Source organism: Bradyrhizobium sp. SZCCHNRI20481 (assembly GCF_032485055.1).
Taxonomy (GTDB): Bacteria; Pseudomonadota; Alphaproteobacteria; order Rhizobiales; family Xanthobacteraceae; genus Bradyrhizobium.
This window is the reverse complement of record NZ_JAUEUE010000014.1, coordinates 21,866-37,139: the sequence shown is the minus strand read 5'-3', so window position 1 is coordinate 37,139 and position 15,274 is coordinate 21,866. Positions and strand designations below refer to the sequence as shown.

The 15,274-nt window shown below is 65.2% G+C and carries 1 protein-coding gene; it reads left to right on the top strand.

Translation table 11 applies throughout. From position 1 onward, the window contains the following. Positions 1-159 precede the first annotated feature (159 nt). Complete coding sequence (locus QX132_RS22555) at positions 160-15,201, top strand: VCBS domain-containing protein (protein ID WP_316162936.1); 15,042 nt, start codon at positions 160-162, stop codon at positions 15,199-15,201. The last annotated feature ends 73 nt before the right edge of the window (positions 15,202-15,274 follow it).

Genomic DNA, 15,274 nt, shown 5'->3' with positions numbered 1-15,274 from the left:
ACCTTCATAAATGCCGCTGCACTTGACTGCATTTACCCAAAGTCCCTAAAGTCTGACTAACAAGAACCGGTAATATTGACCCGTATTCTCGTTTAATAATAGTTTAACGATAGAAATGGGAGCGCCACCAAAGCGCCCCATATTTGGAGGTTTTGGCGCATGAATGCTCCTGTCCTGCTGGCCCAGTTGACCGGCACGTCCTCGCAGCCATCCAGCGCCTCTGCAAAGCACCTCAAGATCGGCAAACCGCCGGGCAACCAAGCCATTACGGTTCACCTCGACGGTCAGAGCCAGATCGATTTCAGCGACATCGCCAGCGAGCGGCTGACCTTCATCAAGATCGGCAACCGCCTCATCATCCTGTTCGACAATCAGTCGACGGTGTCCATCGACCCGGTTTTCGATACCAACGGCGCCCCGCTGAAGGACGTCAGCTTCGAGGTCGGCCCCGACCGAATCATCAATGGCGATCAGTTCGCCGAGCTGTTTCCCATCACCACCGACCAGTCGGTGCTGCCCGCCGCGGGAACGCCCGGTGCGCCGGGCGTGCCTGCCGGAGCGAACTTCGGGACGTTCAAGATCGATGCGCTGATCGGCGGCACGCCGCTTGGGCTGCTGGGAGCCGAGGACACCACCACCAAATTCGGCGACAATCCGGTCACGCCGAATCCGACGCCGATTGCCGGCGTCGCCGACAGCGTGGTGCTCAATGAGGACGGGCTGTCCGAGGGCCGGCCCGGCGGCAGCGGCGACATCGGCGGCGTGGCGACGAGCTTTACCGGTTCGCTGAACGTCGACTTCGGCACCGACGTGATCGGCCGCGCCTTTGCGTTTGCGGCGTCACAGCCTGGTCTTGCCGGGCTGACGTCCGGCGGCCAGGAGGTGCATTTTGCGATCACCACCGTCAACGGCCAGCCGGAGCTGATCGGCTATATCGGCAGTGATCCCTCGATCGTCGCCAACCAGGTCTTCACCGTCACGCTCGACGCCAACGCGACGATCGCGGGGACCTATACGGTCACGCTGCTGCAGCCGCTCGATCATCCGGTCTTCGGGACCGAAGACACGCTGAACCTCACCATCAACGTCATCGCCATCGACGGCAGCGGCGACACCGCGCCGGTGACGATCGTGATCGGCGTCAACGACGATTCGCCGGTCGCCGGCACCGTCGAGGCGATCAATGTCGCCGAGCACACCGGCGGCGCCAGTGAAGGCGGCGGCGAGAGCGAGCTCGTCGCCAAGGTCGTGGGCGGCGACGGCTTCGAGCCGACCACGGCGAGCGTGGATCTCCACATCGGCTGGGGCGCCGACAACGGCAACAGCAAGGTCGATGGCGGCTCCAACGGGACCGTGGTCGACGGCGACCGCTCGCTGGTGTTCGACGCGTCCGAGATCGCGACCTTGCAGGCGCTGGGCCTGACCTCGAACGGCGAGGCCATCTCCTACACGCTGTCGGCTAACGGCACCGAGATCATCGCGACCGCAGGTGAGGGTGAGGGCGCGCGCACCATCTTCACCGTGTCGCTGTCCGACACCGGCTCCGGCAGCGCCACCTTCACCCTGTCCGACAATATCGACCACAACGGCGCCAACGACGCGTCGCTGCCGCTGACCTTCAAGGTGGTCGCGACCGACGCCGACGGCGACCCCGTCAACAGCGCCTTCACCGTCAATGTCGCCGATGACGGCCCGAGCTTCGGCGAGAAGCCGAGCTATTCGGTGGTCGACGAAGACGGTCTCGGCAATGCCGGCAACAGCTACGCCGATGGCAGCGACGCCTATGGCGAAGACCTGACGGTCACCGATACGCTCGGAATCCGCTGGGGCTCCGACGACGCCAACAACAATGTCGACGGCGGCATCAACGCAACGCCGGTCAACGGCGACCGCGCCGTCACCTTCGCCGCAAACGTGGTGGCCTCGCTCGAGGCGCAGGATCTGACCTCCGACGGCTTTGCCCTGCGCTACGAAGTGTCGGGGAACGGCACCGTGCTGACCGCCTATCGCTATGATGCCGCGCACGAGACCTATGTCGATGCCAACGGCAAGCCGCTGGAAGGCGAGGGGCTGTCGGGCGCCGTGGTGTTCACGGTGTCGCTGTCCGACCAGGGTCATGGCTCCTATACCTTCGCGCTGTCGGGCAACCTGGATCACCCGGTGCACGGCACCGAGGATGACATCACCCTCAACATCGGTTTCGTCGCCACCGATTCCGATGGCGATGCGATCACCGACACCTTCACGGTGAAGGTCAATGACGACGCCCCGAGCTTCGGCGAGAAGCCGAGCTATTCGGTGGTCGACGAGGACGGCCTCGGCAACGCCGGCAACAGCTACAAGGATGACGGCGACGCCTATGGCGAAGACCTGAAGGTCACCGATACGCTCGGCATTCGCTGGGGCGCCGACAGCGCCAACAGCCATGTCGATGGCGGCATCGATGGCACGCCGGTCAACGGCGACCGCGCCGTGACCTTCGCGGCCGACGTGGTCGCGACGCTCGACGCCCAGAATCTCGCCTCGAACGGCTTCGGTCTCACCTACGTCGTGTCCGACAACGGAACGCTGCTCACGGCCTATCGCTACGACGCCGAGCATGAGACCTATGTCGGCGCCGACGGCAAGCCGACGGATTCGGCCCACGCGACGGTGTTCACCGTGGCGCTGTCCGATCAGGATCACGGCTCCTACACGTTCGAGCTGAAGGGCAATCTCGATCACCCGGTGCACGGCACCGAGGACGACATCACGCTCAACATCGGCTTCGTCGCCACGGATTCCGACGGTGACGCGGTGACCGACAGCTTCACCCTGAAAGTCAACGACGACGCGCCGGTGTTCGGCGATGCGCCGAGCGCCGGTGTGGTCGACGAGGACGGCCTCGGCAATGCCGGCGACAGCTACGTGGAAGGCAGCGACGTCGCCGGCGCCGATCTGACGGTGACCAAGACGCTCGCCATCCTGTGGGGCGCCGATAGCGCCAACAGCCATGTCGACGGCGGCATTGATGGCGCGTCGGTCAAGGGCGATCGCGCCGTCACTTTCGCCGCGGACACGGTTCCCTCGCTCGAGGAGCTGGGGCTGACGTCGAACGGGATTGCGCTGAGCTATCAGGTCTCCGAGAACGGCACGCTGCTGACCGCCTATCGCTACGATGCCGCCCACGAGACCTATGTCGACGCGAACGGCAAGCCGACGGAGGACCTCGCCAGCGCCACGGTGTTCACCGTCTCGCTGTCGGATCTGGACAACGGCTCCTACACCTTCAACCTTACCGGCAATCTCGACCATTCGGTCCACGGCAGCGAGGATAATCAAGGGCTGTATTTCGGCTTCGTTGCCACCGATTCCGACGGCGACGCAATCCACGGCAGCTTCAATGTCGAGGTCAATGACGACGCCCCGGTGTTTGGCGAGCGCGTCAGCTACTCCGTGGTCGACGAGGATGGTCTCGGCAATCCCGGCAATTCCTACGCGGATGGCAACGACGCTGCGGGCGCCAATCTGACGGTGACCGACTTTCTCGGCATCCGTTGGGGCGCCGACAGCGCCAACAGCCATGTCGACGGCGGCATCAACGGTGCGCCGGTCAACGGCGACCGCGCCGTCACCTTCGCCGTCGACGTGGTCTCGACGCTTACCGCCCAGCATCTGACGTCGAACGGCGTCGCGCTGACCTACACCGTGTCCGCCGGCGGCACGATGCTGACCGCCTACCGCTACGATGAAGCGCATCACACCTACGTCGACGGCGAGGGCCATGCCACCGGTGATCCGGCCACGGCTGCGGTGTTCACGGTGTCGCTGTCCGACCAGGGGCAGGGGTCCTACAGCTTCACGCTGATCGACAACATCGATCATCCGGCCCACAACACCGAGGACGACGTCACGCTCACCCTCGGCTTCGTCGCCACGGATTCGGATGGCGATGCGGTCTCCGACACCTTCAAGGTCAAGATCAACGACGACGCGCCAGTGCTGAACCGGGAGATGGCCACCGGCGTGGTCGATGAGGACGGGCTAGCCACCGGGCTCGCCGGCGGACCTGGCGATGTTCCCGGCCAGAACACGGTCGCAACGGGCGATCTCGGCATCTCCTGGGGCAGCGACAGCGCCAACAATCTCGGCAATGTCGGGATCACCGGTGCGTCATCGGTGAACGGCGACCGCGCCGTCACCTTCGCATCCGACGCCACCACGACGCTCGCCGCGCAGCACCTGACCTCGAACGGCGTCGCGTTGACCTACGGCGTCAGCGAAGGCGGCACGTTGATCACGGCCTACCGCTTCGACGGACAGCACTACATCGACGGCAACGGCAACTGGACCAGCAACAAGGCCAATGCCGCCGTGTTCACTGTGAAGCTGTCCGACCTCGATTCCGGGTCCTACAGCTTCACGCTGCTCGACAATCTCGACCACCCGGTGCCCAACACCGAGGACAGCATCGCGCTGACGTTGAAATACGTCGCCACCGATTCCGACGGCGATCAGGTCAGCGGCACGTTCAAGGTCAGCGTCAACGACGACAGCCCGGAGGCGCATACCGGGGCGGCCAAGAGCATCAGCGAAGCCGATCTCAACTCCGGTGGCGGCGATTGCGGCCCCGATTTCGGCGGCCACGATGGCGGCAGCCGCGATCCCCAGGTGACCGGCGCGCTCAACATCAAATGGGGTGCCGACAACAACGACAGCGGCGCCGCCGATCGCTCGGTCCGCTTCGCCAACACGTCCAACGCTGCCGCCGACGTCCATGTGACCAACGGCAGCGATGTCGGCCTCAGCGGCCTGACCTCGGACGGTCAGCAGGTGAAATACGCCTTCGATCATGGCGTGCTGGTCGGCTACACCGGCAACAGCCTCAATTTCGGGCAGCGCGTGTTCGAAGTCTCGCTCGATGACGACGGTACCGGCACCTACACCTTCAAGCTGCTCGGCAATCTCGATCATCCGGCCGGGCAGGGCAGCAACGTCGTCAAGCTGACGTTCGACTACACCGCGACCGATTCCGACGGCGATTCGAGCAGCAGCACGTTCACCGTCACCGTGGTCGACGACGTCCCGACGATCGGGCACGCCGAGAGCGAGACCGTCAGCGAAGCCAACCTTCCGACCGATCTCTACGACGTCCTGTTCCCGGATTCGCCGTACTCCACCGTGCAGACCGGCCGCCTCGCGATTTCCTGGGGCGCCGACGACAATGATTCCGGCGCGACCAACAACCGCTCGGTGGCGTTCTTCGACACGACCGCACCGGAAGGGCTGACGTCCAACGGCTATGCGATCAGCTATGTGGTCTCGTCCGACGGCACCACGCTGAGCGCGGTCACCACCGATCACCGCACCGTTTTCACCGTCACGCTGAGCGATGACGGCGACGGCAGCTACAAGTTCACGCTGCTCGACAACCTCGACCATGGCAAGTCGGGCACCGACAGCCTGGCGCTGAGCTTCGGCTTCAAGGCCACCGATTCCGACGGCGACAGCTCCGCGAGCAGCTTCACGGTGGCGGTGACCGACGACGTGCCGACCGTCGGCTGCGCCGAGGACGAGACCGTCAGCGAGGTCAGCCTGCCGACCGACGGCTACGACACCAGCCATCCGGATGCATCGAACTCGACGGTCCAGACCGGCAGCCTCGACATCTCCTGGGGCGCCGACGACAACAATACGGGTGTCGGGCACAACCGCGCGGTGGCCTTCACGACCGCCGCCGGCGCCACGGGCCTGACCTCCGACGGCTCGGCGATCAGCTACACCATCTCCGGCGACGGCACCTTGCTGACGGCGATCACCGCGGATCACCGCACCGTCTTCACCATCCAGTTGTCCGACAGCGGCGATGGCAGCTACAAGTTCACGCTGTACGACAACATCGACCACCCGGCGTCCGGCCAGAACGACGACAGCCTGCCGCTGACGTTCGGCTTCAAGGCCACGGATTCCGACGGCGACAGCGTCACCAGCAGCTTCAAGGTCACGGTGCTCGACACCGCGCCGGTGGCGGCGGCCGGCGATGCCAGGACCGTCGACGAGGACGATCTGCCGGGCGGCACGGATGTCTCCAAGGAGCCGACCGCGGTCAGCGGCGACCTCAACATCAGCTGGGGCTCCGACGACAGCAACAAGACCTCGGGCGGCGGGCTCGGCGACCGCTCGGTCAGCTTCCGCTACACGAGCGCGGGCGCGAATGTCGACGCCGAGGACAGTTCGGGCCGCAATCTGACGCTGACGTCGGATGGCCAGACGGTGAAGTACACCTTCGAGAACGGCGTGCTGGTCGGCTACACCGGCAGCGATCTCGCCCACGGCGCCCGCGTGTTCGAAGTGTCGCTGAGCGACCAGAACGACGGCTCCTACAACTTCAAGCTGCTCGGCACTCTGGACCATCCCGCCGGCAGCGGCGAGAACATCGTCAAGCTGTCGTTCAGCTTCACGGCGACCGATGGCGACGGCGACACGTCCAGCAACAGCTTCGCCGTCTCGGTCAAGGACGACGTGCCGGTGCTCGGTTCGCCGACCGCCGCGACGCTGACCGAGAACGCCACCGGCTCTGCTGGCGCGGAGGTGTTTCAGACCCAGACCGCGGCCGATGTCGCGCTCAATATCAATTGGGGTGCCGACGACAGCAATTCGGGCGCGGCCAATCGCAGCGTCGCATTCGATAGCGCGATCCATACCGGCGACGTGGTCAAGACCACCGGCGCAGGCAGCCCGACGCTGACGTCGAACGGCACGGCGGTGCAGTTCATCCGCGTGTCGGACACCGAGATCTGGGGCGTCGCCAACGACAATGGCGGCCAGCTCACGACGAATGACCGCAAGGTGTTCCACATCACGCTGTCCGACGATGGCTCCGGCAGCTACACCTTCGAGCTCCTGGACAATGTCGATCACGTCGGCTCGGGCCAGACCAATGCACTGTCGCTGAAGCTCGGCTTCACCGCGACCGATGCCGATGGCGATATCGCCTCCGGCGGCAACTTCACCGTCACCATCAATGACGGCAACGGCCGGCCCGCGATCGGCACGTCTGATGCCGGGACCGTCGACGAGGATGGGCTTTCCGGCGGCAACACCGGAGCGGCCACCGGCGACGTCGCCGGTGCCAATGTCACGGCCAACGGCTCGCTGGCGATCTCCTGGGGCGCCGACGACAACAACAGCGGCGGCGTGAACCGCGCGGTCGCGTTCAGCGGCATCATCAACGGCCAGAACGCCACTTCGGACGCGGGCTCGCTGACGGTCGGGGGCGTCCAGGTCAAGCTCTGGGTCGTCGGCAATACGGTCTATGGCTACACCGGCAGCAATCCGACCAACGGCAACCCGCCGTCGGTGGCCAGCCAGGTGTTCAAGGTCTCGCTCGATGATTCCGGTGCAGGCAGCTACAGCTTCACGCTGCTGAAGCACGTCGATCATCCGGCCGGCCAGAACGAGAACGACGTCAAGCTGACCTTCGGCTTCACCGCCACCGATGCGGATGGCGACAGCACCAGCGCGTCATTCGCCGTGACGATCGACGACGACAGCCCCGTCGCGACCGCGACGGTGTTGAGAGCGGCGGTCTACGAGAGCGAGCTGCCGAACGGAACGGTGGTGACCGCGACCGGCAACCATGGCGGCGACCTCAACGGCGACGGCAACGGCAACGATTCCTACTTCACCGGCAATCTGAGCTCGCTGGTGTCGTTCGGCGCCGACAAGCCCGGCACCTATACGGTCGAGAAGACCAACCTCGCACCCGAGCTGCTGTCGCTGACGTCGGGCGGCGTGGCGCTGACCTACAGCATGGGGGGCGACAACACGCTGATCGCCAAGGCTGGCAGCGTCACGATCTTCGAATTCCAGGTCGATGCCAACACCGGCCAGTATTCGTTCCGTCTGAAGGGCGCGCTGGACCACGTCGGCACCGGCCATGACAACACGCTGACGCTCGACCTGTCGACGGCGGTGACCGCCACCGATTCCGACGGCGATTCCGTTGCGCTGCACGATCAGATCATCGTCACCGTCAACGATGACAGCCCGCAGTCGCAGGACGTCGACACCGTCGCGATCTCGGAGGCAGCCGGCAGCGTCTCGACCGGCGCGGTCGATCTGCGCATCACCTATGGGGCCGATGGCGACAGCTCCGGTCCGTCGGTGACCTTCCTCGGCGCGTCGCCGGTGCGCGCCTACGATGCGGCCAACCACCAGCTCTCCGGGCTGACCTCGCTCGGCTTCGGCCTGACTTACGTAATGTCGGCCGATCACTCCACGCTGACCGCCTATCGCATGAGCGGTGGCAGCTACATCGACCAGAATGGTCTGGTGACGGGCAACGCGGCTGATGCGGCCGTGTTCACGGTGACGCTGTCGGAGACCGGCACCGGCTCCTACAACTTCACCTTGCTGCAGCCGCTCGATCATCCCGCGCCGATCGGGACCTCGAGCGCCGCCGACCAGTATCTCGACCTCAATTTCGCCTTCGCGGTCGAGGATCGCGACCACGACGTCTTCACCAACAATTTCACCGTCCGGGTCGATGCTGCCGGCACCGTGACGACGACTCGCTATGACGCGCCGAACTCGCCTGTGTTCGTCAATCTCGGCGACAGCGCGGCGACGGTCCTCGGCGAGACGGTCGGGGCTCACAGCGTGACCGACCGCGCCGCGGTGACGGACAAGGTGGTCGGCACCGACAAGCTTGGCGGCGTGACCGAGGCCCACGGCTCAAATGGCGACGACATTCTGGTCGGCGGCAACGGCGTGGGCGGCGATGCCCTGTTTGGCGGCGCCGGCAACGACATCATCATCGGCGGAGGAGGTGGCGACCGGCTGTTCGGCGGCGCTGGCAACGACACCTTCCTCTACACGGTGGGCGACGGCAGCGACGTCATCGACGGCGGCTCGGAGTCTGGCACGACCTTTCCGAACTACGACGTGCTCGCGATCACGGGCGATGGAAATGCGCGCAATTTCACCATCGGCAAGACCTCGACCGGTACCGAGATCAATCCGACGCTGAACGATCCGTCCGCCAGCAACGCCACCGACATTCTGGTGCGCTATGACGGTCCGAACGGCGCGACGATCCGCGCCGACGAGATCGAGCGCATCACCATCACCGGCGGCACCGCCAGCGACTCGGTGACGATCACCGATATCAGCGGCACGGCGATCGCGCCGTCGACCATCGTCTTCAACGGCGGCTCCGGCAACGACACGCTGGATCTCGTCCGGTTTGCCGGCAACACCAGCGTTGTGTCCGACGGCGGCTCTGACAGCGACACGGTGAAGTTCGGCTTCAAGTTCGCCGAGGCGACCTACACCAAGGTGTTCGCGACGGACGGCGTGACGCTGATCGGCGTGCAGGTCACCCACAACGGCCTGACCGATACGTTCACGAATTACGAGAGCTTTGCCTTCACCGACGGCACCCGTTCGCTCACGGGCGTCTTCAACACGCCGCCGGTGGCTCATGACGACGCGGTCCAGGGGAGTGAGGATAGCCCGCTCACCGTCAACGCGCTGCTCAGCCTGCTCAACAACGACACCGACGTCGACAACAACACTTTGACCGTCACCGGCGTGTCGAACGCGACGCACGGCACCGTTTCGCTCTCCAACGGCAATCCGGTGTTCACGCCGGACAAGAACTTCTCGGGCGTCGCCGGCTTCGATTACACGGTCAGCGACGGCGATGGCGGGACCGCGACCGCGCATGTCACGGTCGACGTCGCACCGAAGGCGGACGCGCTGACGCTGGGCTTCATGGATCTCGGCCCGGCCTCGGGTGCCGAGGACACCACGATCAACCTGAAGCTCATCAGTGCCGCCGTCACCGACACCGACGGCTCCGAAAGCCTGCGGCTGCTGATTTCGGGCTATCCGGCCGGTGCGACCTTCTCGGTCGGCCATGCCGGAACCGGCGCTGACGCCGGCAAGTGGGTGATCGATAGCGCCGCCGCGATCGCCGCGTTCGACAGCCACCCGCTGCAGATCACGCCGCCCGCGAACTACAACGGCACGTTCTCATTGTCGGTGGTCGCGGAGGTCACCGACCAGGCTACGTTGTCGGACGGCAACGTCCACACCGACGTCGTCAACACCGCACTGCAGACGATCGATGTCACGGTGACCCCGGTCAACGACGCGCCGCAGATCCATGCGCCGACGCAGGTGACGACGAACGAGGATACGCCATTCGCCTTCACCGGCGCGAACGCGTTCTCCTTCTCCGATGCGGACGGCGATGTCGTCGAGTCCGTGAGGTTCGACATCTCCGGCGGCACGTTCGCGATCCCGTCTCTCGGCGTCTACAACGCCAGCCAGACGCTCGCGATGAGCGGGTTCAAGATCAGCGATCTGAACGCCTGTCTGGCGTCGGCGGTGTTCACGCCATCAGCCGATAACGATGCGACGGGATCGGTCACGATCACCATCAACGACAACGGCAATGTCGGCGGTGGCAATCTGAGCGCGACGCAGACGATCACGATCAACATCAACCCGATCGAGGATGCTCCCACGGCCGTGGATGACACGGCCAGTGTGAACGAGGACACGACGTTGACCGTGTCCGATCCGACGCAGGGCGTTCTGCACAACGACCGCGACCCGGACACCGGCGACACGCTGAGCGTGGTGGCGGGCGACTTCGCGACGGCCAAGGGCGGCACGATTCACTTCAATGCCGACGGCACCTATGTCTACAAGCCCAAGGCCGACTTCTATGGCGCGGATACCGTGGATTACACGGTGCGTGATGCGGCCGGACAGACGGACATCGGCACGCTGACGATCAACGCGGTGCCGGTCAACGATGCACCGGAGATCCATGCCCCGACGCACGTGACCGCCGATGAAGGCGCGTCGTTCGCTTTCACCGGCGCGAACACGATCACCTTCTCCGACGCGGACGGCAATGTCGTCGAGTCCGTGAGGTTCGACATCTCCGGCGGCACGCTGTCCATTCCGTCGCTCGGCGTCTTCAACGCCGAGCAGACGCTCGCGATGAGCGGGTTCAAGATCAACGATCTGAATACCTATCTGGCATCGGCGGTGTTCACGCCGAACAGCGACCACCCTGGGTCGGTCACGATCACCATCAACGACAACGGCAATGTCGGCGGCGGCAATCTGAGTGCCACCCAGACGGTCAGCGTCGAGGTCATCCCCGCCAACCACCCGCCGGTGGCGAACTCCGACACCCATGCGGTGCTCGAGGATGACACGCTCAACATCTCAGTTGCGAATGGCGTCATCCGCGGCTCGACCGGCGGCTCGGTGGCCGACAGCGACGTCGACAACCCCGTCAGCTCGCTCGTCGTGTCCGGCGTCGTGGCCGGCACCGGCAGCGTGACGCAGGGGGCGGGCGTCGGCACCTCGATCGAGGGCGCCTACGGCCATCTGACGCTGAATTCGGACGGCTCCTACACCTATGTCGCCGACAAGGCCGATGCGCTGGCGGCGGGCGTGCCCGCGGTGGACACCTTCACCTATACCGACAAGGATCCGTCGGGCGCGGTGTCGAACACGGCGACGCTCAAGATCACGGTCACCGGCGTCAACGACGCGGCCGTGATCAGCGGCGACGCCACCGGCACCATCGCCGAGGAGGGCGGCATCGCCAACAGCCAGAGCAGCCCGCTCTACGGCATCGCGCGTGGCGACCTCAATGCGACCGACGTCGACGGGCACAACGATGTGTGGCAGGCGACGTCCTCGAACACGGCCAACGGCTACGGCTGGTACGACATCGGCAGCGATGGCAGGTGGACCTACGGCATCTATAACAACGACCCGAGAATCCAGGCGCTGAAGGAAGGTGAGACCACGCTGACCGACAGCTTCACGGTCTACACGGAGGACGGCACCGCCAAGACGGTGACGATCCAGATCCTCGGCAACAATGATGCGCCTGTCCTGCAGAACGCGCTGGCCGACCGCAGCTCGGCGGAAGATCAGCCGTTCAGCTTCACCATCCCGTCGAACACGTTTGCCGATGTCGATGGCCGCTTCGATGGCACCGCGAACCCGCTGACGCTGTCGGCGAACCTCAGCGACGGCAGCAACCTGCCGACGTGGTTGCACTTCGACGCCACGACCGGCACCTTCAGCGGCACCCCGCCGGCCAATTTCGCGGGCACGGTCAACGTCACGGTCTACGCCAGCGACGGCGAATATGCCGTCTCGGACGCCTTCACGCTGACCATCACGCCGGTCAATGACGGTGCTGCGAGCGTGACGGTGTCGGGCACGGCGACGCAGGGCCAGACGCTGACCGCCAATCTCGGCAGCGATCCGGATGGCGCCGCGTCGAACGTCGTCTATCACTGGCTGCGGGACGGCGCCGTCATCAACGGCGCAACCGGCTCGACCTACACGCTGGGGGCCAACGACGTCGGCCACAAGATCTCGGCCAACGTTACCTATACCGACGGCCAGGGCTTTGCCGAGAACGTGACCAGCGGCCAGACCGGCTCGGTCACGGCGCCGAACCACGCGCCGACCTTCGGAGCCGGAACGACCACGGCAAGCGTCACCGAGGACGCCTCCTATGCGGCGCCGAGCGGCAACCTGATCCAGAACGGCTCGTTCGGCTACTACAACGGCAACTTCTACACGCTGGATGCGTGGACGGTCGAGGGCGCCCATGCCGTCACCGTCGTGGGCGGCCGCACCGACGGCGGCTCGGCCGACTTCTACGGCGCATCGAGCTCGATGAGCCAGACCATCAGCACCGTCGTCGGCATGACCTATACCGTCGACTTCTACGTGATGACCTACGGTACGGCCGTGACATCGGGTGTCGACGGAACGACCCTTCTGACGACGAGCGCCTGGAACTTTGGCTGGACGGAGCAGACCTACCAGTTCACGGCGACCTCGACGTCGACGACGATCAAGTTCGCGAGCGCAGGTGGTGCCGTCATCGACGACATCTCGGTGCAACCCAGCACGCTCGTGACACCGGGAGTGGAGCGGGCGTCCGGCGCGATCGCCTTCACCGACGTAGACGGCGATGCCCAGACCGTGACCTACACGACACCGGCCGGCAGCAACTACTACGGCTCGTTCAACGCCACGGTCGACAATACCGGCCACAAGGTGAACTGGACGTTCACCGTCAATGACGCCGACATCCAGTCGCTGCGCGCCAGCGACCATATCGATCAGACCTACACGGTGAAGATCGACGACGGTCACGGCGGGACGACGACGCAGACCGTCACCGTCACGGTGAACGGCGTCAACGATGCGGCGTCGATCGCGGGCACGGCAAGCGGGACGGTCAAGGAGGACGGCACGCTGACGGCCGGCGGGACCCTGACGGTTACCGACGTCGATAGTGGGGAAGCCCAGTTCCAGACGCCCGCTTCACTGGCGGGGACGTATGGCACCTTCACCTTCAACGCGGTGACCGGGGCCTGGGGCTATACGCTGAACAATTCGGCCGCCAACGTCCAGGCGCTCAACAATGGCGACGTCAAGCACGACACGCTGACCGTGAAGTCGGTCGACGGCACGGCCAGCCAGGTCATCGACGTGACCATCAACGGCACGAACGAGCCGGCGCCGTTGGCCGTCGTGGACACCACGAGCGCCGACGGACGCTACGCGCTGTCGCAGAACACCGACTCGCCGAACGTGATCAGCCTGAATGCGGCAACGCTGTTCTCAGGCGGAACGGGGACGGTCACCTACACCTACAGCCTCGTCTACAGCTCGACCGGCGACGACAGCTGGATCCATCGGACCGGAAACCAGTTCACCGGCGATCCGAACAACAGCGATGCGGGCCTGTACATCTACAAGGTGACGGCCACCGATTCGGTGTCGTCTGTGTCGACCTATCTCGCCTTCAACGCGCTCGACAATGGTGCGCTCAATCTCACCATCAACTCGCTGTCGGACAAGTCGTGGGTGGTCGGCTCAGCGCCGTGGCTGTCTGGCTACAGTGCCAACGACGGCGACGCGATCACCGCCACGGTCGACAACACGCTCGAGGCCAATGCCAACAACGGCTACGACGTGATGATCGGGTCGAGCGGCGGCAACAACTTCAACGGCGGCGCCGACGATGACGGCATCTACGGCCTCGGCGGCAACGACACGCTGCTCGGCGGCGCCGGCAACGACTACATCAACGGCGGCGCCGGCAATGACTCCATCCGGGGCGGCAGCGGCAACGACGTCACCATCGGCGGCTCCGGCAACGACACCTTCTATTGGGGCGTCAACGACGGCGTCGACACCGTCGACGGCGGCATCGGCACCGACACGTTCGTCATCGAGGGGACGTCGTCGCAGGATCTGATCTATGTCACGGTTGCCGGCGGCGTGATCACCGACGTCAACGGGACCAAGCTCAGCAATATCGAGGCGGTGACCGCCGATCTCGGCGGCAACAACGGCGATACGCTGACCTACATCACCGGCGAGGACGTGACGGTCAATCTCGGAGCCGGCACGGCCACCGGCTTCGGCTCAATCGCCAATATCGAGCGCTTGACCGGTGGCTCGGGCGACGACATCCTGATCGGCAGCAGTGCTGCCAACACGATCAATGGCGGCGACGGCGACGACATCATCCGCGGCGGCGGCGGCAACGACACCATCGATGGCGGGGCAGGGATCGACCTGCTCGACTTCTCGGATGCCACGGCCGGTCTTACGTTGACGCTGACTCAGAGCTCGACCGCAACGAATGTGTCCATTCCTGGTCTCGGCACGGACAGCTACAAGAATATGGAAGGAGTGATCGGTTCGAACTACAATGATACGATCAATGGGTCGGGCAGCGCTGACGTTCTCATCGGCGGCGCCGGCTCCGACCAGCTCACGGGCAACGGCGGGTCCGACACGTTCAAGTGGAACGCCGGCGATCTCGCCGGCGGCGGGCTCGACACCATCCTGGATTTCCAGACCGGGACCTCCGGCGACGTCATCGACCTCTCGGGCCTCTTGGCCAGCGTGTCCGGCAACCATGCCGACGCGGTGCGCTTCGTCGACAGCGGCGGGCACACCAGCCTGGCCTCGGCCAACGGCAGTGGCGTGCTGAACAACGGCGACCTGACGCTGCAGATCAACGCCGGCTCCGGCTGGAACAACGTCGCGACGATCAAGGACACCGGCGGCAACCTCACGGCCGGCGACGACGTGATCAAGATGATCATCGACAACAGCCACGCCCAGACGCAGGTCCACGTCTGACCCGGCCGGCTTGGGACAAGCAGAAGCAAAGGGCCGCCCATGAGGCGGCCCTTTTCTCATGGAGGCGGCGTCG

Excerpts from the sequence above, each read along its gene's own strand:
- QX132_RS22555 (WP_316162936.1), top strand. The coding sequence starts at position 160 with ATGAATGCTCCTGTCCTGCTGGCCCAGTTGACCGGCACGTCCTCGCAG.